The sequence below is a fragment of the Parafrankia sp. Ea1.12 genome (assembly GCF_900465275.1).
GTDB lineage: Bacteria > Actinomycetota > Actinomycetes > Frankiales > Frankiaceae > Parafrankia > Parafrankia soli.
Map to the genome: position 1 here is coordinate 29776 of NZ_UBIZ01000206.1, position 24313 is coordinate 54088.

Annotated in this window: 18 protein-coding genes; 6 read left to right on the forward strand and 12 right to left on the reverse strand. The window is 72.4% G+C overall.

Annotated elements, in window-relative coordinates:
- The first annotated feature begins 259 nt into the window (after window positions 1-259).
- Window positions 260-700 (forward strand): DUF2267 domain-containing protein, encoded by a 441-nt coding sequence (locus FMEAI12_RS07450; RefSeq protein WP_071066333.1) that lies wholly within the window; start codon window positions 260-262, stop codon window positions 698-700.
- Window positions 701-799: 99 nt separating this feature from the next.
- Here FMEAI12_RS07450 and FMEAI12_RS07455 read toward each other — a convergent pair whose 3' ends face one another.
- The 3 genes from FMEAI12_RS07455 to FMEAI12_RS07465 are packed head-to-tail and all read right to left on the reverse strand — an operon-like array spanning window position 800 to window position 5689.
- On the reverse strand, window positions 800-1897 hold the full coding sequence (locus tag FMEAI12_RS07455) for an LLM class flavin-dependent oxidoreductase (protein ID WP_112105451.1): 1098 nt from the start codon (window positions 1895-1897) through the stop codon (window positions 800-802).
- A complete protein-coding gene (locus tag FMEAI12_RS07460) occupies window positions 1894-3744 on the reverse strand; it encodes an ABC transporter ATP-binding protein (protein WP_112105452.1) in 1851 nt (616 codons plus the stop codon). Before FMEAI12_RS07460 ends, FMEAI12_RS07455 begins: the two co-directional genes overlap by 4 nt.
- Entirely contained in the window at window positions 3737-5689 is a 1953-nt protein-coding gene (locus FMEAI12_RS07465) for an ABC transporter ATP-binding protein (protein ID WP_235013791.1), read from the reverse strand. Before FMEAI12_RS07465 ends, FMEAI12_RS07460 begins: the two co-directional genes overlap by 8 nt.
- Before the next feature lie 247 nt (window positions 5690-5936).
- On the opposite strand from FMEAI12_RS07465, the gene FMEAI12_RS07470 reads away from it, so the two are divergent.
- Window positions 5937-6362 carry a hypothetical protein gene (locus FMEAI12_RS07470; RefSeq protein ID WP_235013792.1) on the forward strand — a complete coding sequence of 142 codons (426 nt, stop codon included), beginning with the start codon at window positions 5937-5939 and terminating at the stop codon, window positions 6360-6362.
- 353 nt (window positions 6363-6715) lie between these two features.
- On the opposite strand, the gene FMEAI12_RS07475 is transcribed toward FMEAI12_RS07470, so the two are convergent.
- On the reverse strand, window positions 6716-7711 hold the full coding sequence (locus tag FMEAI12_RS07475) for an oxygenase MpaB family protein (protein ID WP_368672060.1): 996 nt from the start codon (window positions 7709-7711) through the stop codon (window positions 6716-6718).
- A 133-nt stretch (window positions 7712-7844) separates the two neighbouring features.
- On the opposite strand from FMEAI12_RS07475, the gene FMEAI12_RS07480 reads away from it, so the two are divergent.
- Window positions 7845-10031 carry an NAD-binding protein gene (locus FMEAI12_RS07480; protein ID WP_235013794.1) on the forward strand — a complete coding sequence of 729 codons (2187 nt, stop codon included), beginning with the start codon at window positions 7845-7847 and terminating at the stop codon, window positions 10029-10031.
- A gap of 46 nt (window positions 10032-10077) precedes the next feature.
- Here FMEAI12_RS07480 and FMEAI12_RS07485 read toward each other — a convergent pair whose 3' ends face one another.
- Entirely contained in the window at window positions 10078-10848 is a 771-nt protein-coding gene (locus tag FMEAI12_RS07485; protein ID WP_112105485.1) for a thioesterase II family protein, read from the reverse strand.
- A gap of 232 nt (window positions 10849-11080) precedes the next feature.
- Here FMEAI12_RS07485 and FMEAI12_RS07490 point away from each other — a divergent pair, with 232 nt between their 5' ends.
- The 3 genes from FMEAI12_RS07490 to FMEAI12_RS07505 all read left to right on the forward strand — a co-directional run bounded on the left by FMEAI12_RS07490 (window position 11081) and on the right by FMEAI12_RS07505 (window position 13644).
- A complete protein-coding gene (locus FMEAI12_RS07490; protein WP_112105454.1) occupies window positions 11081-11401 on the forward strand; it encodes an alpha/beta fold hydrolase in 321 nt (106 codons plus the stop codon).
- A gap of 17 nt (window positions 11402-11418) precedes the next feature.
- The gene (locus FMEAI12_RS07495; RefSeq protein WP_112105455.1) at window positions 11419-11784 is read left to right on the forward strand and encodes a CHRD domain-containing protein; all 366 of its coding nucleotides are present in this window, start codon (window positions 11419-11421) and stop codon (window positions 11782-11784) included.
- A 723-nt stretch (window positions 11785-12507) separates the two neighbouring features.
- On the forward strand, window positions 12508-13644 hold the full coding sequence (locus tag FMEAI12_RS07505; RefSeq protein ID WP_235013795.1) for an amidohydrolase family protein: 1137 nt from the start codon (window positions 12508-12510) through the stop codon (window positions 13642-13644).
- A gap of 95 nt (window positions 13645-13739) precedes the next feature.
- Here FMEAI12_RS07505 and FMEAI12_RS07510 read toward each other — a convergent pair whose 3' ends face one another.
- The 7 genes from FMEAI12_RS07510 to FMEAI12_RS07540 form a co-directional block, all read right to left on the reverse strand.
- Window positions 13740-15581: an NAD(P)/FAD-dependent oxidoreductase gene (locus FMEAI12_RS07510; protein ID WP_112105486.1), complete on the reverse strand. Its 1842-nt coding sequence runs from the start codon at window positions 15579-15581 to the stop codon at window positions 13740-13742.
- Between the two features lie 109 nt (window positions 15582-15690).
- Window positions 15691-17313: an SMP-30/gluconolactonase/LRE family protein gene (locus FMEAI12_RS07515; RefSeq protein WP_112105457.1), complete on the reverse strand. Its 1623-nt coding sequence runs from the start codon at window positions 17311-17313 to the stop codon at window positions 15691-15693.
- Window positions 17314-17499: 186 nt separating this feature from the next.
- Window positions 17500-20007: a CoA transferase gene (locus FMEAI12_RS07520; RefSeq protein WP_235013797.1), complete on the reverse strand. Its 2508-nt coding sequence runs from the start codon at window positions 20005-20007 to the stop codon at window positions 17500-17502.
- Entirely contained in the window at window positions 20004-20435 is a 432-nt protein-coding gene (locus FMEAI12_RS07525; protein WP_071065666.1) for a Zn-ribbon domain-containing OB-fold protein, read from the reverse strand. Before FMEAI12_RS07525 ends, FMEAI12_RS07520 begins: the two co-directional genes overlap by 4 nt.
- A 1-nt stretch (window position 20436) precedes the next feature.
- Window positions 20437-21591 (reverse strand): thiolase family protein, encoded by a 1155-nt coding sequence (locus FMEAI12_RS07530; RefSeq protein WP_071065667.1) that lies wholly within the window; start codon window positions 21589-21591, stop codon window positions 20437-20439.
- Window positions 21578-22132, reverse strand: a complete 555-nt coding sequence (locus FMEAI12_RS37895; RefSeq protein ID WP_131627132.1) for a PaaI family thioesterase — start codon at window positions 22130-22132, stop codon at window positions 21578-21580. The genes FMEAI12_RS07530 and FMEAI12_RS37895 overlap by 14 nt, the downstream gene beginning before the upstream one ends.
- 10 nt (window positions 22133-22142) lie before the next feature.
- Window positions 22143-23345 carry a cytochrome P450 gene (locus FMEAI12_RS07540; protein ID WP_112105459.1) on the reverse strand — a complete coding sequence of 401 codons (1203 nt, stop codon included), beginning with the start codon at window positions 23343-23345 and terminating at the stop codon, window positions 22143-22145.
- Between the last annotated feature and the right edge of the window lie 968 nt (window positions 23346-24313).

Consider the following 24313-nt stretch of genomic DNA (forward strand, 5'->3'; position numbering starts at 1 on the left):
CTGCGCAACAAACCTGACCGTGCTACTCCAGACCTTTCTCTCAGCCATACCCATGACCGGATCGGCTGACCGCCTGCCGCTGTCAGGCCATCCCGGTTCGCAGCCGATACACTTCTCAGCCGGCGGCCAAATCGGGCCGAGGCCGGATTGATACCTGGCGCAATCGTAATTTCTGACCCATTGCGACCTTGGCTGACATCTCTGACGTCACCAAAAATGGTGGTAGTTCCGGTCGAAGGACGTTCGACGGGAGGAACCGATGCCCGCATCCGGCGTCACGATGATCGAACGAAGCGTCGACAAGACCTACGAGTGGCTCAACCAGCTCGCTGACGCGCTTGGTAGTCCCGGTGACCGCCACTATGCGTACCGGGTGTTGCGGGCGGTCCTGCACACGCTGCGTAACCGGCTGCCGGTGGACGCGGCGGCGCATCTCGGCGCTCAGCTGCCCGAGCTGATCCGCGGGATCTACTACGAGGCCTGGCGGCCATCGGCCACCCCGCAGCCGTATCACCACGCGGCGCAGTTCCTCGACCGGGTCGCCGCCGAAGCAGGTCTGACCGGGGAGACCCAGGCCGGCTATGCCGTGGCGGCAGCCGCCCGGGTGCTACGTCAGCACATCACCGCCGGCGAGCTGGATCATGTGTGCGCCGCGCTACCGACCGAGATCTCCGCTCTGCTGACCGACGCGAAGTCCTGAGCGAGCTGCTGGATGATCTCCTTCGGCCAACGCCGGCGCCGGCGGCGGGCCAGCACGTCCGGCCCGTAGACAACCAGCCGCCGGGCCGCCTTCCGCCGATCACGACGGCGTCGCCGGCGCCCAGCCGAGGTGGGGGGCGACGGTTTCGGCGATGTCCTCGAGCAGGCTCAGGTTGTCGCGCAGCCCGAAGGCGGGCGGCAGGAACGCGATGAGCTCGTCGCTGACCGCCAGGCTCGGGTCGGCGAGCAGCTGGTCGACGACGGCGGACGGGGCGCCGTGGTGCACGGGACTCATCGTGAACCGGGCGGGCGGGGCCGCCGCGGGGGTCAGGGCGCCCTCCGGGCGCGAGGCCGCCGGCCCGTGGGTGCGCCGCTGTTCGTCGTAGGCCGCGTAGCCGCGGGCGAGCTCCGGCGACGTGGCGGGCAGCACGGAGCGTGCGATGGCGACGCGCGAGGGCGAGGTTCCGGTGTAGGCGGCGCGGTAGGCCTCGACGGCGCGGGCCAGTTCGGCGCCGTAGTCGTCGATCTGGCCGTGCAGGATGGTGCTGAGCAGCAGTCGCAGCCCCTGGCGGCCGACCCGTTCGGCGGAGGCCACCGAGCCGCCGCCGTACCAGACCCGGTCCGGCAGCGTGGGGCTGGTCGGGCGGACGAACAGCCCGGTGCCCGCGGCGACGAGCCCGGCGGGGTCGGTCACCTCGCCCAGCTTCTCGCCGCGGATGCCACGCAGGAACGTGGCGAGCCGGGCCTGGGACTGGTCCCGCCCGTCGTTCGGCTCCTGGCCGAAGATGTGGTCGTAGCCGCCCTGGCCGGTGCCGAGGCCGAGCTGCAGACGTCCGCCGCTGAGCAGGTCGGCCGTGCCGGCGGCCTCGGCGAGCAGCACAGGATCCTCGTAGCGGGCGCCGATGATGGCGGTGCCGAGGCCGATGCGCTCGGTGTGCTGCGCGACAGCCGCGTGGAACACCAGCGGCGACGCGAGGTAGTTGTCGAAGTGACGCTGGTAGACCCAGCCGGTGTCGTAGCCGAGCTGCTCGGCCACCCGGAACAGCTCGATGCCGTCCCGCAGCCCTTCGGCGGCGTGCCCGGCGGGGAAGGCGATGCGGGAGTTGAAGCCGAGCCGGAGCCGGCGCGCCTCCCCCGCGGCCGTGGCCGTGGTGGCGGTGGCCGTGGCGGCGGTGTCGTTGACTGCAACGGTCGTCACGGGGTGCTCCCGTCGTTGTGGTGGAGGAGGGTCTGGTGGCGCTCGTCGGCGCCGGCGGTGTGCTCGACCCAGGCCGCGTGCAGTCGGGCGTAGTGGCCGGGGACGCCGACGAGCTCGTCGTGCCGCCCGCTCTGGACGAGACGCCCGTGGTCGAAGACGAGGACGCGGTCGGCGCGCTCGGCCGTCACCATGCGGTGGGCGATCGAGACCGTGGTACGCCCGACCGTGAGCGCGCCGAGCGCGTGCTGCACGCGGACGTCGGTCGCGGGGTCGACGCCGCTGGTCGCCTCGTCGAGCACGAGCAGGTCGGGGTCGACCAGGGCGGTGCGGGCGAGGGCGACGAGCTGGCGCTCGCCGGCGGAGAGCCGGTCGCCGCGTGTGCCGACGCGGGTGTCGAGGCCCTCGGGCAGGGTGTCGATCCACGGCCGCAGGCCGAGCGAGTCGACGATCTCGTCGAGCGCCCCGGCGTCGCCGCGGACCCCGGCGAGGATGTTGTCGGCGATCGTGGCGTCGAACAGGAACGGGTCCTGCGGGACGACCGCGACACGGCGCTGGAAGGACAGGTCCGACACCTGGCCGGCCGGGAGGCCGCCGAGCAGGACACGGCCGTGGCGTGGCGCGATCTGCCTGGTCAGCAGCCGGGCGAACGTGCTCTTGCCCGAGCCGGTCTCGCCGACGACGGCGACGTGCTCGCCCGCGGCGATGCCGACGGTCAGCTCCCGCAGCACGGGCGGGCCGTCCCCGTAGGCGGCGGCGACGTCGTGCAGGTCGACGGCGACCGGCCCGGCGGGCAGCTCGCGGGCGTCCCCGCCTTCGACGACACCCGACGGCGTGGCGAGGATCTCCAGCGCGCGGCGCCAGCCGACGACGGCGTTCTGGGCCTCGCCGAGCATCTGGACCAGCATCTGCAGGGGCCGGACGAAGAAGGTGACGAGCAGGAGCATCGCCACCAGCTCACCGGCCGACAGGTGCAGCGTCGGCTCCCACCGGGTGTGGGCGGTCGACCAGCGGACGCCCGCGACGATCACCACCACGGTGACGAACGAGATCGCGATCTCACCGAAGGCGGTGTTGAAGTGCAACGGGACGAGGGTGCGGCGCTGCGCCGACGCCGTGTGCTCGACGGCCTCCTCGACCATGGCGCGGCTGCGTGCCTCGGTGCCGGTCGAGCGGATGACGCTGATGCCGGTGACGGCCTCACCCACGGTGGACTGCAGCGCTGACACGCTCTCCCGGACCACGCTGAACCGGCGCGCCACCAGCGCCTGCACGCGACGCATCGCGACGAACAGCAGCACCGCCGTCGCCAGCACGGGCACCGCCAGCTGCCAGGAGTACACCGCGATCAGCACGCCGGCGATGATCATCTGGGTGACGTTGACGAGCAGCATGACGCCGCCGTTCTGCACGAAGGTCGTGACGGCGTCGACGTCGCCGGTGAGCCGGCTGACGAGGTCGGCGCTGCCGGTGCGCGCGAACGTCTCCGCGGCCATCTCGTGGATGCGCGCGACGCCGGCCGCGCGCAGCTCGGCGAGCGCGGCCTCCGTACGCCGGTAGACACGCCGGTTCAGCCACCAGGAGGCGAGCACCGCCGTGACGGTCGCCGCGGCACCGACACCGGCGGCGCGCGCGACCACGCCGGCGGTTCCCTTGTGCGGCTCGAGCAGGCCGTGGTCCAGGGCGTACTGGACGGTCAGCGGCGTCACGATCCGGCCGGCACCGGCGACGAACGCCAGCAGCAGGGTGAGCGGCAGGCCGACGGTGAGGACGGGCGTGGTGGAGGCGATCAGCCGGCCCAGCTCGCGCGCCCGGGCCCGCCCGAGATCGGCGAGGCCGCGCTCACTCATCGGCCGTGTCCGATCCCGCCATGTCTGATCCCGCCGCGTCAAAGCCCGCCGCGGCCGGGCCCGCCCCGTGGGTGCCGTACGCGCCGAGAATCCGGCGGTAGTCGGGCTCGGCGCCGAGCAGCTCCGTGTGGGTGCCGACGGCGACGAGCCGCCCCGCGCGCAGGAAGGCGACCCGGTCGGCGACCGCGACCGAGCTGGGACGTCCGCCGACGATCAGCACGGTCGTCCGCCCGCGCAGGCCGGCCAGCCCGCCGAGCACCCGGCGTTCCACGGCGGGATCGAGGGCCGAGGTGGCGTCGTCCAGCAGCAGCACGCCGGGCTCGCGCAGCAGCGCGCGGGCCAGGCACAGCCGCTGCCGCTGGCCGCCGGAGAGCCGGGCGCCGCGCTCGCCGACCCGGGTGTCGAGGCCGTTGGGCAGGTCACGGACGACGTCATCGGCGCCGGCGGCGGCCAGCGCCCGCCAGATCTCACCGGCGGTGTAGGGACGCCGTTCGCGGGGATGGCCGTCGAGCTGAAGGTTGGCGTGGACGCTGCCGCCGAACAGCCACGAGGTCTGCCCGACGACGGCCAGCCGGGACGAGATCTCCCCGCGGGCGAGGTCGTTGGCGCGGACTCCGCCGATCTCGACGACGCCGTCGGTGGGGTCGTCCTGGCGGCTGAGGAGCTCGGCCAGGGTGGTCTTGCCCGAACCGGTCGGCCCGACGAGGGCGACGATCTCGCCGGGGCGCACCTCGATGTCGACGTCCGCGAGAAGGCTCGTACCGCCACGGATGAGCCCGACGCCCCGCGCCCGCAGCCCCAGCGCGGGGGCGGGCACGGGCACGGGCACGGGCGGATCGCTCACCTGCCGTCCCGGCGCCCGCGGAGCAGGCGCCCGCGGGCCGGGAGCGGCGGCGCCGGGCAGGACGCGGTCTCCGTGGGCGGTGGTCTCGGCGGCGTCGAGCACGGCGGCGACGCGGGTGCGGCCGGCCACCGAGACCGGCAGCATCCCCAGGAAGCGGCTGATCACGTTGAGCGGGATGGAGATGGTCAGCAGCAGGTAGACGACCTCGACGAGGACGCCGACGCTGAGGTCGCCGGTCTCGACCCGGCGCGAGCCGACGACGAGGACGGCCAGGACCGCGGCGGTCGGCAGCACCTCCAGGAGCGGGTCGAACACCGAGCTGAGGTCGCCCGCCGCGGTGGTGGCCGCGCGCAGCCGGAGCGCCGCGGCACCGACCCGGGCCCGCTCGCGGTCGGCGATGCCGAGGGTCCGGACGACCTGGCCGCCCTCGATGCTCTCCAGCGCGAGCGCGCCGAACTCGCCGCGGCTGTCCTGCACCGCCCGGGCGCGCGGGCTGAGCAGGCGCTGGTAGAGCAGGTTCACGCCGAGGACGGAGCCGACGAGGCCGACCCCGACCAGCCCGAGCGCGGTGTCGTGCCCGAAAAGCTGGACGATCGCGACGACCAGCATGACGATCATCCCGAGCGCGAAGTAGAAGAACGTCATCGGGAACCACAGGGCGTCCACATCGGACACCGCGGTGGACAGCAGACGCCCGGGCGGATGCCGGCGGTGCCAGGCCAGGTCGAGCTCGAGATACCGGCCGACGACGGACCGCCGGACCCGCGCCTGCGAGCCGTGCTGCACGTACCCGGTCGCGATGCCGCGGATGACGATGGTCACCCAGCGCACCGTGGAGACGCCGAGGATCGCGCCGACCGCGATCCACCAGGTGGCGCGGGCGATGTGGCCGCCGGCGAGGGCCGGGACGATCAGATGGTCGGTGGCCCAGCCGATGGCGGCGGCACCGAGGATCATGGTGGTCCCGTTGACGATGCCGGCGAGGGTGGCGATCAGGGCCGGCCGCGGGTGGGCGAGGGAGCCGTCCAGCATCGTCCGCAGCCCTGGCCACAGGGTCGCGCCGCCGCGCGCTTCCCCATCCAGGTTCCTTCTTATGTTCACCAGAATGGTAGGAAATACTGGTCTCGTCCAACGCGTTCGCGCGATTGCACCGATCGCGGCCCGCGATAGATCCTTGGCTGTCGCCGATCCCGCCCGGATCCTCGGAGGCGGGCGGCGCCCGCGACCCGGCCGGCGGGATGGGTCACCATGGCGGCATGCGAGTCACGGCGCCGCCCAGCCAGCCCCGAGCCGGGAGCGCATGATGCCGGCCGGGCTCCCCCTGTCCGGTCGCGCGATCGGCCGTGAGGTGACCGCGGCTGTCACGGCCGTCGCCGCGCGGGACGCGGACGCGCTGCGCGAGGCACGCACCCGGCTGCGGGCCGTCGACGAGCTGCAGGTCCGGGACGTCCTGCACGGGCTGACCCTGGGGCTGATCGAGCAGGCGTTCCCCGACGGTCTCGACGCGGCCGACCTGCGCGCGCTGCTGGGGGACGTCCTGCGCTCGGCGGCGGCCTGGCTGCCGGAGCTGGACGCCTACCCGGTCGCCGTCGTGCTCACCGGCGTGCTGTCGGTGCACGAGGCGGACGCGCCACCGCTCGACCCCGAGGTGCTTCCGATCGCCTGCGCGGCGGTGGTCAGCCACCTGGTCCAGCGGCTCGGCGTCCCACTCGACGCCGAGCTGGCCCGCGTCTTCGACGAGCTCCGCCAGGCGCAGACGATGGAGATGCCCTGAGGGTCACCCGAGGCGCAGGACAGGCTGGTCGCCCAGGCGTTCCGGCGGGGCCCCGCGACCGAGGGCGCCCCGTTCACTCCCGGCCTGGGCCTGCAGCCGGCTCCGCCGAGAACCCTGCTGCCGGCGACCGGCGGCCACGTCCTGGAAAGCCTCGCCGCGGGCTGGAACGCGCTGGCGCCAGCCGCGTAGCGGCGGGGGGCTGTTTCGCGACGCGGGTACCGGCGGCTGGCCGCGTACTTCTCACGACGGCGTCCGCGGTCCCGCACGGTGGGTCAGCGGGCGCCGAACGGCGGGTGCCGGCCGCGTCGAGACGTGGCGGGCCCGAGGCGATACGTGCCGAGCCGCGGGTGGGTTCACGCCCGGCCAGGCGCGTGGGCGCCGGCCGCCGGCCGGGTGGGCAGGCGCGTCGGTGAGGGGGGCGCGCCTGCTCCCTCCGGCGCGTCGGCCGGGTCGGCCGCGGGCACGGCGGCCGGGTCGGTGGCCCGGTCCGAGGCGCTGGCCCGGGGGGCCGTGGCCCAGCGGATACTCGAGACCACGCCGTGCCCGGCGATCCGTCCCCAGGTGGCTTCGGTCGCCGGGAGGTAGGGCAGGCGCAGCGGCCAGCGGGTCCAGGCGGGCATCAGCCCGACGGCCGCGGCGGCGAGCGCGCTGTAGGGAACCCGGGCGGCGAGGGGCAGCGGGGCCCGCAGCAACAGGTAGCGGGCCGCGCCGCGGGCCTGCGGCGTCCCCCGCAGCTCGGGCCGGAAGGCGGCGAGCTGGTCGGCGAGCTCGGGCCGGGTGCGCGGCGGGTCGGGCACGCCGAGCCGGCTGGCGATCAGGCTGGCGTCGGCGATGTAGTCGTCGCATTCGGACGGGCTCAGCGGCGCCGCCCCGTAGCGTTGGTGGGCGGCCAGGAAGCTGTCGATCTCGGCGAGGTGAACCCATCGCAGCAGGTGCGGGTCGCCCGCCGAGTAGGGCCGGCCGTCCGCGGCGACGCCCCGGACCCGCCGGTGCACCCCGCGCACCCGGTCCACCGCCCGCTCCGCCTCACTCACCGGGCCGAACGTCGTCACCGCCAGGAAGAAACTCGTCCGCTGGAGACGGCCCCACGGGTCCTCTCGGTAGTCCGAGTGCTCGGCGACCCCGGCCATCGCGAGCGGGTGCAGCGACTGGAAGAGCAGGGCGCGCAGGCCGCCGACGAACATGGCCGCGTCGGCGTGCACCCGGCGGATGGGCCGGTCCTCGCCGAACCAACGCTCGCCGGGGGCCTCGAAGATCTGCTCCCGCCGCTGCGGCCCGCTCGTGCCCGCCACCCGGGAGAACACCTCCCCGGCGAGACGGGTGCGCAGGGCTTCCGCGTCGATCCGGATCCTGGGCAGCGTCACCGTTCCATCATGCGCCGGGCAACCGCGGACGGACCAACCGGCCGGAATCGGCCTCCGGCCCGGGGACGGCCCGGGGACGTGCCGGGTGCCGGGTGCCGCCTTCCCGCATGGTTCAGTGATGGCCATGGAGGTTGCCGGACCTGCGACGATCGCCGGCCACGTGATCGTGTGTGGCCTGAACGACCTGGGCCTGAGCATCGTCGAGCAGCTTGACGCGGCCGGGGTGCGCGCCGTGGTGGTGGACGAGCGCGACGCGCCGGGCCTGCGCCGCCGGCTCGAGCGGTGGGGCGTCACCCTGATCCGGGAGAGCGTCCGGACGCCGGAGTCCCTGCGCGAGGCCGGCCTCGACACCGCGCTGGCTGTGGTGGCCTGCCACGAGACCGACCTGGAGAACCTGCAGATCGCGCTGGTGGCGGTCAACGCCGCGCCGCGGATCCGGATCATCGCCGGCATCGGCAACCGCCAGCTCGGCGACCAGCTCCGGGACGCGCTCACCCAGGTCCGGGTACGCAGCGTCGGTGAGCTGGCGGGGCCGGGCTTCGTCGAGGCGTGCGTCCGCTCCGCCGTGATCCACGCCTTTCCTTTGGACGAACCAGCCGGGGACAGGGAGATCTTCGCCGTCGTCGACGAGCCGGTCACCGGCCGGGCGCCGTTCCGGGCGCTCTACGGCGACCTGACACCCATCTCGCTGCGCCGGGCGGGCGAGCGGCTGGCCGAGGTGTGCCCGCCGCGGGACGTCCCGCTGGCCCCCGGTGACCGTCTCACCGTGCTGGGCCGTCTCGGCGAGCTCCGCGCACGCGGGATGGCGGTCGACGAGGTGCACGACGCCCGCGTCTTCGCCTCCCTGGCCGCCGGCGCCAGGGAGGACGCCGGCGACAACAGCCGCGGCCACGGCGGCGGGGGCGCCGGGGGCGATGACCGCGACCGCGGTGGACTCGGTGACAGAGACGGCCGCGGTGGCAGGGATGGCCGTGCGAGGGCGCCGGACGTCCCCGGCCGCACACGGCACGCGCCGGCCCGGAACACGACGCGGGCCGCCCGGATGCGGACGCTGCTGGCGACGGTGCGCGGCGAGCTCGACCGGCCGTTCCGCCGGGCCCTGACGGTCGTCGGGGCCCTCATGGTGATCAGCACTGTCGTGCTGGCGTTGACCTACGAGGACAACAACCCCGGGGCGCCCGCGGACTTCGACACGCTCGACGCGCTGTACCTGACGGTCGAGACCATGGTCACGGTCGGCTACGGCGACTACAACTTCGGCGCCGCGGACAGCTGGCTGCAGGCCTTCGGCATCGGCCTGATGCTGCTCGGCGCCCTGTCCATCGCCGTCGTCTACGCGTTCATCACCAACGTCATCATCAGCCGCCGGCTGGAACGGGCGCTTGGGCGCGGCCGAGCGAACGCCGTCCGCGGGCATGTGATCCTCTGCGGGCTCGGCTCGGTGGGCGTGGCGACGATGGAGGGCCTGCTGCGGGCCGGCCGGCGGATCGTGGTCATCGAACGGGACGAGAACAACCGGTTCCTGCCGGTGGCCCGCGAGCGCGGCGTCCCCGTGGTGATCGGCGACGCGACGGTACGCGCGACGCTGTTGGAGGCCGGGCTCGCACACGCGACCACGATCGCGGCGGTGACCAGCGACGGCCTGGCCAACCTGGAGACCATCCTGTCGGCCCGTGAGACGCACGCGGAGCTGCGCCGGGCCCACGCCGCCCGGTGGGCCGCGCGGGCCGCCGCCCAACGCGCCGGCGGCCGGGCCCACCACGGCGCACGCCACGACCCCGCCCGACCCGCCGACAGGAGCCCCGAAGCGGAGCTGCGCGTCGTCCTGCGGGTCTTCGACGCCACCATGGCGGACGAGTTCGAGCGCCGCTTCGGGATCCACACCGCCCGCAGCGCTTCCACGCTGGCGACGCCGTACTTCGTCGCCGCCGCGCTCGGCCACGAGGTGATCAGCGCCTTCTACGTGGAGCGGACGCCGTTCCTGGTCGCGCGGATGACGGTGCGCCCCGGAGGCGGGCTGGCCGGGCCCACCCTCGGCGAGCTCGCGACCGGAACCCGGGTCCTGGCCATGACCAGGCACGACGACCCCCACAGCGGCCCCCGTATCGGGCCCGACGACGACTCCCGGGGCAACACCGAGGACGGCATGGCCCACGGCTCGGGCGCGAGCTCCCCGGACTACCGACCCGGCCGGCACACAAAGCTGCGGCCCGGGGACGAACTGCTCGTGGTCGGCCCCGTCACCCAGATCGTGGACATGGTCCGGCGCAACCAGCTGACCCGGCACACGTCGTCACAGAGCTGACGCCGCCAGCCGGCACCGCGGGCGGCTGCTGGTCAGGAGCGGCTGTTCAGGCCAGGGGGATGCCGGCGCCGAGCAGGCCGGTGCGGACACGCTCGGCCACCGCCTCGACCTGCGTCGAGAGGTAGAAGTGCCCGCCGGGCAGCACAGCCAGGTCGAACGCGCCTGTCGTGTGCTCGGCCCAGGCCGCCGCCTCCGCCTCGGTCACGGCCGCGTCGCTGTCACCGATCGTCACCCGCAGCTCCGCGGCCACCGTGACACCGGGCGCGCAACGGTAGGTCTCGATGGCCTGGTAGTCGGCCCGCGTCGCGGGCAGGATCAGGTCGACCAGCTCCGGGTCCGCGAGGATCCGCCGGTCGGTGCCGCCCAGCTTCGCGATCGACTCCAGGACGGACGCGTCATCACCGTGGTGGACGGTGCCGGGCCGACTCCTGGACGGGGCGGGACGGCCGGACGGGAACACGATCGACGGAACAGGTGCCCCCGGCGTGGCCTCCAGCCGGCGGGTCACCTCGAACGCGACGATCGAGCCCATACTGTGCCCGAACAGGGCAAGCGGGCGGTCGGTCAGCGGGCCCAGCGCCGCCGCGATCTCGTCGGCGAGCGCGTCGATGCTGGTGTGCGGGGCCTCGGCCAGCCGGTCCTGCCGGCCCGGGTACTGCACGGCGCAGACCTCGGCGACCTCCGCCAGCGCCGCGGACAGCGGGTGAAAGAAGGTGGACGCGCCGCCGGCGTGCGGGAAGCACACGAGCCGGGGGCCCGTCTCACTGCCGCGGTGGAACCGCCGCAGCCAGCGGTCGATGTCGCTGGTCAAGGTCACCACCGTCAGGCCGGGACAAGGACGGGAACAGAGCGGTCCGTGTCCGGACCCACCACCACCATCAGACCATGCCCGCCCGCTCCCCGGCCACCGGCCCGTCGACGTCCCGGTCGAGCATCGTTCGCACGCCGGTCCGCACTGGACTCCCGGGGCCGCCGCCACGGCACCGGGTACGCCGACGAACGCGCCTAATAGCTTTGCGGTTCGAGCAGGCTCCGAGGAAGATCCCCGCATGCCGGTCGAGAGCTCTGACGGGGTCCGTATCGGCTACGAGATCCTTGGGCAGGGGAAGCCGCTGGTACTTCTGCACGGCTTCTTCGGGGACCGCGAAGCCGAGCTCTTCCGCACCCGTGGCGTCGCACCGTTCATCGACCACCTCGAACGGCAGGGAGCGCTGCCCGACTGGATGCGGACAGCCGACCGACTGGCCAGAGCCGTCGTCGTTGAGCTGCCGGGCTGCGGCCACTTCGACGCATTCGTCCGTAGCGATCTTTCCGTCCCACCCGCCAGGACCTTCCTCTCCACAGCCTCGATACCCGTCAGCCGGACCTGACCCAAGGGAGCACACCAGTGGCCGCCGGAGTACTGATCGCGGAGAGCCTGCGCGTCGGGACCGTCCTGGACGACCTGTCGCTCGTCGTCCGGAAACTCCAACGGTCGGCACCGGGAAATGCCACCGCCGAGCAGCCACCTGTCTGGACGCTGGTCTTCTTCGACGTCGCCGACACCGCAGCCGAGGCACTGGCCACTCAACTGAGCGACGCCCTGGATACGCCTGGATGGTACGTGGACCTACACACCGCTCAGGACAGCTTCATCGTGTTCCCCGGCCGAGTCATACGCTACCGACGGGGGGACCCGCAGGGACGCGCCGAAGCCCAGGAACACGGCCGTGCTCACGGCATCCCCGACTCACAACTCGACTGGCCGATCTGACTCTCCGACCGGCGAGGATCTCGATGGTGCGGTCAGGCTCGTCTCCTGCTGGTCGGAGGAACGGCGCGGCGGGTCTCCGACGAGCCACGTGGCCCACGACGCTCGGCCCGCGTGGCCAGGCTGCCCCGCATGGCGCTGGATGACTGTTTCCCAGGCTGGCGCGGTACTGGTGGTGCGTCCTGATCTGACGGACGTGGAGCTCAACGAGCTGTTCGACGCGTCGTGGCCGGACCGCGGCCGACGTCCTTTGCGCCGTCAAAGGGCCGCCAAATGGCGGGGGCCGCTCACCATCGTGTTTCGCCGCGGCCACCCTGAAAGCACAAAGAACCCAGAGAGTCAACACACAACCCTTCCCCAACACGGATGGCCGACCTATCATCTCTTTACGGTGATCGGCTAAGGTTGCATGCCGTCGTCCATCTCGAGGCCCGCGGTAGTCGTGTGCGCCGGGCGCTTCGTTTATTTCCATGTCGGGGGTTCACATGGGTACGGGTGCCGACCAGGCCATCGAAGACGCCACCCAGGGGTCTCCCAGCGATCCGCGGCCGGTTACCGATACCTGGCGTGATTTTTTCCCGCGCCCGTGACCATGCTTCTGTGATTCCGTTCTCCTTCGCCGCCGGAGATTTTCGGCGGCGACCGGCGGCGATTCCACAAAAGCCGACCCAGGGCGCTGGACACGCCTGCCTTCAGACAGGCGTCCCGGAGAGGACGGCACCAGCAATGCTCGACCACCCCGTACTTCCCGTACCCGACGTTGTTCCCCTACCCGAATCCGCGGTCCCGGGTCGCGTTCCCTCTCGTCGCGGGCTGTTCCTGGCCGCGACCGGTGCCGTCCCCGCGGCGGTCCTGACGAGCGGCGTGGCCGCGGCCGCGGTGCGTCCGGGAGGGCCCGGCCAGCCCGCTGGGGACCTGCCGCCGCGCGTCGACGTGCACCACCACGCCATGCCGGCACCCGTCCGGTCCTGGCTGGTGGAGCACGGCATGCTCCCACCGGCGGGCGGCCCGCTGTTCGCGCGGTGGGATCTCGGCACCACCCTCGCCACCATGGACCAGCACGGCATCCAGCTCGCCGTCCTGTCCGCGCCGGTGCCGACCGCGTTCACCCCAGTGCCCTCGCAGGCCGCGGAGCTGGCGACCATCGCGAACGACAGCCTGGGCACGCTTGCCCGCGAGCAGCCGTCCCGCTTCGGCTGGCTGGCCAGCGTCCCGTACCTCGAGCCGAACGACGCCGTGGCCGAGATCGAGCGGGTGTACGGCGGCCAGGCGCCCGACGGGGTGCTGCTCACCGCGCACGCCGGCACCCAATACCTCGGTGACCCGGCCCTGGATCCGGTCATGGCGGCCCTGAACGACCGGGACGCGGTTGTCCTGGTGCATCCGTTCGACCTGCCCGGCGCGTCCCCGATCGCGGTGCCGTCCTTCGTCGTGGACTTCATGGCGGACACCACCCGCGCTGCCGTGCAACTCACCGTGTCCGGTGCTCTCGACCGTTTCCCGCGGATCCGGTGGATCCTCGCGCACGGCGGCGGCGCCTTCCCGTACCTGGCGGGCCGCCTGGCGCTGGGCCGCGGCCTCGGCTACGGCGCGGACCCGGGAGCGATCAGGGCCGCGGTGCGGCGGTTCTGGTACGACACCGCTGGGCCGATGTCCCCGTACGCCACGCCCAGCCTGCTCGCGGCCGCCGGTGCCGGGAGGATCCTCTACGGCTCCGACTACAACGCCATCCCCGCGGCGACCGTCGGCGAGAGCCTCGCGGCCCTACGCGCCGACCCGGCGCTGGACGCCCCGGCGCGCGCGGCGATCGCCCGCGGCAACGCCCTGCGCCTGTTCCCCGCCCTGGCACAGCGACTGGGCTGAGGGAACGCCGCACCGGACCGCGGCCGGCACTCGCCCGCATGGTCGGACGGCGGGCGTCCACGTCTCCCTCGTCGTGGACGCCCGCCGTCCGCGCCTCAGTCGCTCAGGACCAGTCCGGCCAGGTCACCGGCGTCGCGCCACTCCTGCAACAGCTCCTCGAACGCGTAGAAGCCGGGCCCGTAGGGCTCCCCGAGGAACCACCGGGCGTTCGACTCGCCCTCGCTGTTGTAGTAGCCGGGGGTGCACTCGGTGACGAACCTGGTGTTGTCGATCTTGTTGTCGCGGATGGTCCGGACCCAGCCCTCCTCGGCCTCGGCGGTGGGCTCCACGACCTTCGCCCCGCGCGCGATCGCCTCGCCGAGGATGTAGGCGATGTGGTCGGCCTGCTGCTCGAACATCTTGGTCGTGGACGCGGTGACCCCGCCCTGGATGAAGCCGGTGGCGAAGTAGTTGGGGAAACCGTGCGCCATGATGCCGTGCAGCGTGCGGAAGCCCTTGCCCCAGTGGTCGTAGAGCGATCTGCCGTCACGGCCCGCGAGCGGCCTGATGTCCAGCTGCCGGTCGAGAGCTCCGGTGATCTCGAAGCCGCTGGCGAACACGATGCAGTCAACCTCGTGTTCGATGCCGTTGGCGACAACCCCACGCTCGGTGATCCGCTCGACGCCCTTGGAGTCCGACACGTCGACGAGGGTGACGTTCGGCAGGTTGAAGGTCGGCAGGTAGTCGTCGTTGAACACCGGACGCTTGCACAGAATGCGGAAGTACGGCTTCAGGAGCTCCGCGGTCTTCGGGTCCTCGACGACCTGGTCGACCCGCTGCCGGATCCGCTCCGCGACCCGGTAGTCCTCGGCCTCGTGCAGCTCCATGAACTTCACGGGGTCGGCCAGCGCGCCCCAGCCGTTCGTGGAGTTGAGGTGCGCCGCGAGGTTACGGGCGACCTCGGTCCAGGCGTCGCAGATGTTGTCCGGCTCACCCGGCGAGTAGAACGCGAAGGTCGCGTTGTGGAAGTTGCGCTGGCGCTCCTCCCGCCACCCGGGCTTCAGACTCGCCACCCATTCCGGATCGGTCGGGTAGTTGGAACGCTCGAAGACGTAGGACGGCGTCCGCTGGAACACCGTCAGGTGCTTCGCGCCGCGCGCCAGGTGCGGGATCGCCTGGACGCCGCTGGAGCCGGTACCGATCACGGCGATCCGCTTGTCGCCGATCTTGTCCAGCCCGCCGTGCAGGTCACCGCCGGTGTAGTCGAAGTCCCAGCGGGCGGTGTGGAAGGTGTGCCCCTTGAAATCGGTGATGCCGGGGATGCCGGGTAGCTTCGGCCGGTTGTAGGGCCCCTGGCACATGATGATGAACCTGGTCCGGATGTCGTCACCGCGGTTGGTGACTATCCGCCAGCGCCCGATCTCCTCGTCCCACTCCAGCGACTGGACCATGGTGTGGAACAGCGTCTTGTCGTAGACGCCCAGGTGGCGCCCGATCCGCTGGGCGTGCTCGTAGCACTCGTCGCCGTGGGAGAACTTCTCCTTCGGGATGAAGCCGGTCTCCTCGAGCAGCGGGAGATAGCAGTAGGCGTCCGAGTCGATCTGGATGCCTGGATAGCGGTTCCAGTACCAGACGCCACCGAAGTCGCCGCCCAGTTCCAGGATTTTGAAGTCGGAGATCCCCTTCTTCTGTAACCGGTCCGCGGCGATCAGTCCCGAGAAGCCGCCACCGAGGATCACCACCTCGATCTCAAGGTCGATCGGCGTGCGGGGCGTGAGCGGCGTGTGCGGATCGGCTTCGTAGAACTCGGCGAACTCGTCACCGGACTCGACGTACTGCTTCTGGCCGTCAGTGCGCAGCCGCCGGTCCCGCTCGGCGAGATACTTCTCGCGAAGCGCCTCCTGATCGACCTCGGGGGTGATCGTCGGCGCACAGTGATCCAGGGGCGATCGGTACATGAGAGATCCTCGGTCCTGCTCGTGGTCACGGTCGGGAACGGCGGGTCCGGTCATGGCCGGCTCCGCGGGATTTCGATCGGCCGGGTCGGTATGTCCACGGCGCGGCTGCTCAGCGTTCCGGCCGGAGGGCCAGGACGCTGCCCTCGGCGTCCGCCGAGACGTACAGGGTGCCGTCCGGGCCGGCGGCGATACCGGCGAACGGGCCCTGCGGCCCCGAGAACGGCGGCTGCCCGCGCAGCGGCTTGGGGGTGACGCCGGGCGGGGCACCCACGGGGAGGTCACGCGCGATCGTGGTGCGCGCCCCGGTGCCCGGGTCGACGTCTAGCAGCGTCTTGGCGCCGGCGTCGACGATCAGCAACCGCCCGCCCCGGGCCAGGATGCCCTGCGGCGTGTCCAGACCGTCGACGACGGTCTCCGCGCGTGGGCCGCCGACCGAGACGATCCGCCCGGCGCCGGCCTCGGACACCAGGCAGGCCCCGTCGGAGCCGAAGGTCACGCCGACCGGCTTGTCCAGTCCGGTGGCGAGGACCTCGATCTCGCCGGCTCGGACAGCCAGCACCCGGCCGCGGCCGAACTCGGCCGCCACCACCGCGCCGTCCGGCGCGATCGCGACACCGTAGGGCTGGTCCAAGCCCTCCGCCAGCACCTCGCTCACGAATTCCGCGGGCCGGAAGCGCGCGATCGTGCCATTGCCCGTGGTGACGATAAATTCGCCAGGCCCGGTGGTGGTCACCCCGCGGACGAAGCCGGGGCTGCCGGGGCTGAACAGCATGCCGACGGTTCGCGGGGAGCCGCCCGGGCTCAGCGCGTAGAAGAACGGACCGTCGGCGATGTAAAGGGTGCCGTCCGTGTCGAGGGTCAGGTCCAGCGGCCAGTTCAGGCCCCCGGGCAGCGTGGTCCGGGTCTCGCCGCCGCCCAGCACCTCCGTGATCTCTCCGGTGAAGTTCGAGACGAACAGCCGGCCGTCGAGAAAGGTGCAGTTGTCGAGGCCGGGCTGGAGTTTGGCGAGCACCTCCCGATCGCCCGAGCGCGGGTCGATGCGCAGCACCTCGCCGGTGTGTACCTGGGTGGACACGATGAATCCGGCGTCGTCGAACTTCACCGAGTCCGGCACACCCAGGTCGCCGGCGACCCGCTGCGGCTCGCCGCCGTCGGGGTGAATACGCCAGATGTCGTTGGTGGCCATGGCCGGGTAGTAAAGAAAGCCGTCCGGGCCGACCTCCATGGCGTTCGGCATGCCCAGGTTGTCCGCGAGCACCCGGGGCGCGCCGCCACCGAGCGGCAGCTCCATCAGCCGGCCGCCGGGGCGGCACTCGTTCACGAACAGGCGGTCCTGGTACACGGTGATGCCGTTGACGGCGGGCATGTCCTCGCCCACGACCCGGACCCGGCCGTCGGTGCCGAGGACGCTCACCCGGTCGTCCATGTACTCGGTCGCGTAGATGTTGCCGGCCGAGTCGAACGCGACGTCGTCCGGGCCGACGATGTCGCCGCCCTTGGGGCTGACGGCCTCCACCGCCCCGGTGTCGACGTCCAGCGCGCTGATCTGACTGCCGGTCACCTGGGCTATGTATATGCGGCCGTCGGGACCGGTGCGCAGCCCGTTCGCACCGAAAAGCCTGCTCGTCGGCGTAAGTCGGTCCAAGGTCCAACCCGCCGCGAGGGTGGTCGGAGCAAGGCTGGTGTAGCGCGCCCCTTGAGCCAAGGTTGAGACCCCCTGTACTGAGGACATCGGTGTCCGCGAGACGTGTCCGCCGCCTGCCGTCGGATGGCAGGCGCGCGGACCACCTCTGTACTGGTTATGTGTCTGGTTTATGACCGTATATCTTTACAAGGATAGCAATGCTGGCCGCCATCCTCAACAGCCATCTCGAGAACAGCGGCGCCTGGTCAGAACGACCCATTGTTTGCTGAAAAGCTAATGGGTGGAAGGCGTCGCCTCCTGTAGCACACCCTCGTCGACCAGGCGCTCGATTTCCCCCTCGTCGAGGCCGAGCAGCTCGCGGGCGATCCGGCGGGTGTGCTCGCCGAGCATCGGCGCGGGGCGCAGCTCGACGTCCGGGATGTTCCGGAAGTGCGCGGGGGTGTTCTCGCTGGGCATCGGCCGCGGGATCAGCGGGTGCCGCGCGGTGCGGAACGCCCCGCGCGCCCGGAGGTGCTCGTCGTCCAGCAGCTCCGTGAGCCGCAGCATCATCCCGGCCGGCACGCCCGCCGCCTGGAGCTCGGACGCCGCGACGCGGGGCGGGCGCAGGCGGGTCCACGCCGCGATCAGCTCGTCGATCTCCTCCGAGCGGGCGAGGCGGTCCTGCGTGGTCGCGAACCGCGGGTCCGCGGCGAGGGACGGGCCACCGATCACCGCGGCGAGCCGGTGCCAGTCCGCGGAGTCCCGCACGTCGACGACGACCCACTCGTCGTCACCGCCGCACGGGTAAACGCCCCGCGGCGCGTGCCGCTGCGAGCCCTCGGCCCGGCCGAGCGACGCCGCGGCGTACAGGTCGGGATTCTGGCCGAGGATGACCTCGGCCTGGGCGACGCTCACGGTCCCGCCACGGCCGGTGCTGCGCCGCCGGACGAGCAGAGCCAGGACGCCGATCGCCGCGACCCGGGCCGCGACGTGGTCCGGGTAGATCGTCGACGCGTCGGCGAAGCCGCCCGAATCACCGGCGAAGCCGCCCGGATCACCGGCGAAACCGTCCGGGTCGTCGGAGGTGTCGTCCCGCCACAGCAGGCTGATACCGGTCGCGGCGCGCACGAGGGGGCCGTAGCCGAGCCAGTCGCCCCACGGGCCGTCCGCCCCGAAGGCGCTGGAATCGGCCACCACCAGCCGCGGGTTGACCCGGTGCAGCTCGGCCACACCGAGCCCCAGCTTCTCCATCGTCCCCGGCTTGAAGTTCGACAGCACGACGTCGGACTGCCGCGCGAGCTCCAGGAACAGCGCCCGGCCACGCGGGTGGCGCAGGTCCAGCCCCAGGCTCGCCTTGTTGCGGTTGCCCCAGGCGAAGACGGGGCTGATCGGCTCCACGGTGAGCGACTGCCGCGAGCCGTCGGGGAACGCCGCGCTCTCGATCTTGATCACCTCGGCCCCCATGTCGGCCAGGAGCCGCCCACTCTCCCCACCCACGACGATCACGCCGAGATCGAGCACCCGGAGTCCGTCGAGCGGCCGGCGCGACGCGGGAGGCGCCTGAGGCGCAGGAGGCGCAGGGGGCTCGGTGGTGCCGGCCGCATCGGGTCCCGCCACCGCCGCCGGACGATCACCGGGGGCCCCGCTGTCCGGCGGCTCACCCGCCGGTTCAGCCGCCGACTCACCGGCCCGCAGTGCCGGTGTGCGCAGGCCGGCCCGGTGGCCGTCGATCCCGAGCAGACAGTCCGGGACGAGCATCTCCCCCTCCGGCGTGGCGACGCCGGTGAACGTGCGGCGGGCGGCGAAGTGGTCCGCGCGCAGGACCCCGGTGAGGTCGAGCACCGCCGCCGCGGGAATCCCCAGCCGCTGGAGCTCGGCCGCGACCTCGTCGCGTTTCCGGTTGGCGAGCAGGCGACCGATCTCGGGATGCAGGACGTCCGCGACGGCGAAGCGCCGGGACATGTCCGCCAGCTCCGGGTCCGCGAACCGGGCGGGACGGCCCATCCACTCGAACACGGCCCGCCACTGCCGGGGCTTGAGGATGCACAGCCGGACGTAGCCGTCCGCGCAGCGGAACACCGGATAGAGATGGCCGGCGGCCGGGCGGCCCCGGGGGCCGTCGGAGGTGGGGATGCCGCTCGTCGCGGAACCCGCCATCCCGTAGCCGGGGTCGATGACCTGGACGGCGGTCTCGAAGACCGACACCTCCACGTCGTCGCCGACACCGGTGACCAGCCGGTTGTGGTGGGCGAGCAGCGCCGACCACGCCGCGACCAGCGCCGAGGACTCCGTGGGCAGGGCGGCCGGTGGGAGCAGCGGTGGCCGGCCGGGCAACCCCGAGCGGGAGAGGAAGCCGGCGAGCGCGGCGTGCACGGCATCGGTGCCGGCCCAGTCCCGGTAGGGCCCGGACCGGCCGAACTCGGTGACGGAGACGACGACGAGCGCGGGAAACCGGCGCCGGAACTCACCCGCGTCGAGGCCCAGACTGTCCGGGAGCGACTCGGTGAGCCCCTCGATGACGATGTCGCTCCTCGCGAGCAGGCCCAGTAACCGCTCGCGGCCGCCGGCCGCCGCGAGATCGAGCGCCAGGGCGCGCTTGTTGAAGTTGTGCGTCTCGTGCCGGACGTCCGTACCGGGCGCCCGACCAGGAGCGTCGAGGGTTCCGGCCGGCTCGACCCGGACGACGTCGGCGCCGAGGTCGCCGAGCACCCGCGAGGCGAGCTCCGCGCCGCCGCGGCACAGGTCGACGACCCGGACGCCGGCCAAGGGCAGCTCGGCGCCGCCGCCCGACAGCCCCGTCACGGTCGCTGCCCCGTCCGGTCGGGCGGGGACCCGGCGCTGCTCTCCGGGGCGAAGCACGGCAGGGCGCCGCCCTCGCAGTCGAGGAACCGCACCCGGACCGGCAGGCCGACGGCCACCTGGTCCGGATCACAGTCCACGATGTTGGTCAGCATCGTCCACTCGCCGTCGACCTCGACGGTGGCGAGGACGAACGGGGTCGCGAAGTCCGGGGACAGCGCCCGGTGCACGACCGTGTGGGCCACGACCCGGCCCGTCCCGGTGCTCTCCACGTAGTGCCAGCCGGGCTCGCCGCATCCCGGGCACAGGCGTTCGGGGGGGAAGTACCGGATCCCGCAACCGCCGCAGTAGGGGACGAGCAGGCGATGCTTCGCTGCGGCGGACCAGAACTCGACGGAGAGCTCGGAGGGCGTGGGTGTCGATCGTGTCATTTCAGGCCTTCCCCAGGACGACGACCTCGTAGTGCCGGGTGCCGGACCCGGCGTTCGCCACGACGGCGACCTCGGCCCCCGGCACCTGGTGGACCGCCGTGCCGCGGATCTGCCGGACCGCCTCGGCCACCTTCAGCGTCATGTGCTGGGTTCCGTTCCAGGAGTAGGACAGGCAGCCACCCTCGGGGTTGGTCGGGTACCGGCCGTCGAGGGCGATGTGCCCGTCGTCGACGAACGCCCCGCCCTCCCCCTCGCCGCACAGCCCGATCACCTCGAGCTGCCTGAGGAGCTCGAACGAGTTGGGGTCGTAGAGGGCGAGCACGTCGGCGTCCCGCGCTGTGACGCCCGCGGCCCCGAACGCCCGCTGCGCCGCGGCGGCGCCCAGCCGGCCCACCGTCCGGTAGTCCAGCGGCGGCATGCCGTGGTTCCCGGCGAACTCCATCCCGGCCCCGAGCACGGCGACCGGCTGGTGGGGCAGATCGCGCGCCCGTTCCAGCGAGGTGAGCACGACGGCTCCGCCGCCCTCACCGGTGATGCACACGTCGAGCAGGTGGAACGGCGTCGCCACCAGGGGCGAGGCCAGGATGTCGTCGACCGTGTACGGGCCCTTCCCGTACATCATCGCCTCGGGATTCGACGAGCCGTTGTTCCGGATCGTGGCGGCGACGGTCGCCAGCTGCTCCGGGGTGGTCCCGAACCGGCGGATGTACCCCTGGGCGACCAGGGCGAACAGGGGAATGGAGTAGGCGCCCCAGACGTCGACGAACTCGACCTCCGCCACCGCCACGCCCACCGGCCCGCGGCCGCCGAACCTGCCCGACAACCCGCCGCCGACGACGGCGACGTCGCACAGGCCCGCGGCGATCGCGGCAGCGGCCTTCATCACGCCGCGGGCACCGGCCGTGTCGAGCATCCCCTCGCCGACCCAGTTGAGTGACCGCCCCAGCGAGCGCGACCACGAGGCGCTCTCGTCGACCGTCCCGCCGGGGCCGGGCCAGTCCGCGGCGACCCCGTCGACGTCCGCGGGCCGCAGGCCGGCGTCGGCGATCGCGCCGAAGACGGCCTCCTGCGCGAGATCGAGTGCGGTGCGGTGCGGCAGCCGACGCGCCTGTTCGGTGGCGTGCAGCCCGACGATCGCGACGTCACGCAGTGCCATCTGAGCCCGCCTCCTCGCGGCCGAGCCACTCCCGGGCCCGCGTGTAATGACTCATCTCGCGTTCGACCAGGAGCGCCGTCGCGTGCGCGAGCTCAGTGCCGCTCGACGCGAGGTGGATGCTGCCCTCGACGGTCCATTTCCCGCCGTCCTTACCGGCGAGCCAGGCCCGCGCGGTCAGCGGCCGGTTGATCGGCACCGGCTTGCGGTAGGTGACGCTCAGCGCCCCCGTCACCGCGAGCTGTTCCATCTGCACGGCGAGGTGGCCCACGATCTCGACGAACACGCCCGAGATCCAGCCCCCGTGCGCCACGCCCGGGCCGCCCTCGTGCTCCGGGCCGCAGCGCAGGCGGTAGTGGGCCGACCCGTCCGCGGCCAGCGTCTCTTCTTCCATCCCCATCCGGCAGCGCCCGAGCTGCCGGCAGGGGGGACACAGGACTGCGAACAGGTCGTCGCCGACCGGTTTCCAGTTCGGTTCGGTTCCGTTCGGCTGCACTGTCAGCTCTTCCGGCTGCTCCGTCAGCTCTTTCGGCTGCTCTGTCAACGTGACCGCCCTACCACTCGACCGGGAGCGACTCCGGGGCCCGCACGAGCAGGCCGGACTTCCATGGCAGTTCCTCGACCGGCACGCCCAGCCGCAGCGAGGGGAACCGGCGCAGCAACGCGGCCAGCGCGACCTGCAGCTCCATCCGGCCCAGCTGGGCTCCGAGGCAGTAGTGCGCGCCGTACCCGAAGGCAAGGTGATGGTTGGGGTGACGAGTGAGATCCAGTTCGTCCGGATGGTCGAAGACGGCCTCGTCACGGTTCGCGGACTGCGCGAACACGATCACGGCCTCGCCGGCCGACACCGTGACGTCGCCCAGCTGGACGTCCTCGGTGGCCACCCGGGGGTTGTTGCCGCCGGTGGACAGCTGGACGTGTCGCAGCAGCTCCTCCACCGCGCCGGGTATCAGCTCCGGCCGCGCACGCAGCGCCTCCCAGTGCCCGGGCTCGGTGAGCAGCACGTAGATGAAGTTGGACAGCTCACTCGCGGTGGTCTCGTGACCGGCGATCAGCAGGGTGATGCCGATGTCGATCAGCTCCTCCTCGCTGAGCCGATCCTCGTCGTCCCGCGCGGCGACCAGAGCACCCAGCAGGTCGTCCGTCGGGTGCGCCCGGCGGAGGGCCACCAGCTCGGCGAGGTAGCCCGCGAGCCTCGCCCGGGCGTCGACGACCTGTTCCTCGGTGTAGGCGGTCGTCGACAGCATGACGTCGGCGAACTCACGGAACCGGTGCTGATCTTCCGGCGGCACGCCGAGCATCTCGCAGATCAGCGTGACCGGCAGCGGCAGGGCGAAGCCCCGAACGAGATCGGCGGGCGGCCCCGATCGCTCGATCTGCTCCAGGTGTGCCTCGACGATCTCCTGGGCACGAGGGCGTAACTGCTCGACCCGGCGGCCGGTGAAGGCTCTGGAGATCAGCAGGCGTAACCGGGTGTGCTCCGGCGGGTCCATGCTCAGCAGCGCGGACGGCTGCGCCGGCCGCGGGGTGGTCCGTGGGACGTCCTCCCGACCGACGGCCGCGGCGCGGCTGAGTCGCGGGTCGGAGAGCGCCTGCTTCATGTCGTCATAGCGGGTGACCAGCCATCCCTCGCCGCCGTAGGGCAGCCGTACCCGGGCGACCGGTTCCTCCCGGCGGATCTTCGCCCACAGGGGATGGACTTCGAGGCCGGCCGATGGACCGAAAGGGAACCGGTGGACCTCGGTGTCGTCGGGCACGGCTTTCCTCCGTTCTCGCCGTCGCAACACAGACAGATCAGGTAAGTGGACAGGGCTCGCGGATCGTCAGGTTCTGGTCCGGGTCAGGACCCACCGGCGGCGCGCGGGAGCCGGCGACCGTCCGACCGCTCCGAGTCGTCGGTCTGCTCCGAGTCGTCGGTCACGAAACCGGAATCCGGGTCAAGGGAGGATTGGGCCGGGTGCACTACGCCCGGACCGGGAAGTTCACCGTGCTGAGCTGTCACCGGCGGCATGGTGCCGAGGAAATCACCCCGGCGTCCTGCCGTGGTTCACCGGCACGCAGCCACGACGCACGGCACCTTACGGAACCAGAATGCCGTTTGCTCTTTGTCAAACTCCGGCGGAAAACACGCAGCCGCCAGCAAACACCGCGCCGGCGCCCGTCAGTTCTGCGCGATCCGGAACTCGCCCACCACTGCGACCGGAGACGGAGTCGCCCTTTCCGACACCGCCTGCCGACTCGCCGAGGGCCGCCCCCTGGATGGCCGCAGCCGCCGACCAGATTATAAACGATCTTCGGACGCTAACATTGACAAGATTAGAAGCCTTATCTCGATGTGTCTACTCCCATCTCGACACCCGGCGCGGATCCCGCGGACAGGAGCTGACCGGATGGAAGGTTGACCAGGCCGCAGGCAACCTCACCCTGGCCGCGCAGCCAGAATCGTTCCAGCAGGTCAGGAGCACTTTCCGACGATTTCACCGAGGACCGCGCGCGAGCTCACCGGCGTCGGGCGAGCGCGCAGCACGAGGGTCTCCGGCCCCGCTCGCAGTTGGCGGCCGGCCGGACTTCGAGCGGGTGAACGGGGCCTGGAACGGCGGAGCCCACCGCCACCCGACAAGCTCCGCGTACGGACCACTTTCGGAGCAACAAACAGGCCCGGGCTGGCCTGAATCTGCTTTGCGACAAGCAATGGAGCGTCCGGACGGATGAGGGCCTGCGCGGC

Excerpts from the sequence above, each read along its gene's own strand:
- FMEAI12_RS07450 (WP_071066333.1), top strand. The coding sequence starts at position 260 with ATGCCCGCATCCGGCGTCACGATGATCGAACGAAGCGTCGACAAGACC.
- FMEAI12_RS07460 (WP_112105452.1), bottom strand. The coding sequence starts at position 3,744 with ATGAGTGAGCGCGGCCTCGCCGATCTCGGGCGGGCCCGGGCGCGCGAG.
- FMEAI12_RS07480 (WP_235013794.1), top strand. The coding sequence starts at position 7,845 with ATGGCCATGGAGGTTGCCGGACCTGCGACGATCGCCGGCCACGTGATC.
- FMEAI12_RS07490 (WP_112105454.1), top strand. The coding sequence starts at position 11,081 with ATGCCGGTCGAGAGCTCTGACGGGGTCCGTATCGGCTACGAGATCCTT.
- FMEAI12_RS07505 (WP_235013795.1), top strand. The coding sequence starts at position 12,508 with ATGCTCGACCACCCCGTACTTCCCGTACCCGACGTTGTTCCCCTACCC.
- FMEAI12_RS07510 (WP_112105486.1), bottom strand. The coding sequence starts at position 15,581 with ATGTACCGATCGCCCCTGGATCACTGTGCGCCGACGATCACCCCCGAG.
- FMEAI12_RS07515 (WP_112105457.1), bottom strand. The coding sequence starts at position 17,313 with ATGTCCTCAGTACAGGGGGTCTCAACCTTGGCTCAAGGGGCGCGCTAC.
- FMEAI12_RS07525 (WP_071065666.1), bottom strand. The coding sequence starts at position 20,435 with ATGACACGATCGACACCCACGCCCTCCGAGCTCTCCGTCGAGTTCTGG.
- FMEAI12_RS07530 (WP_071065667.1), bottom strand. The coding sequence starts at position 21,591 with ATGGCACTGCGTGACGTCGCGATCGTCGGGCTGCACGCCACCGAACAG.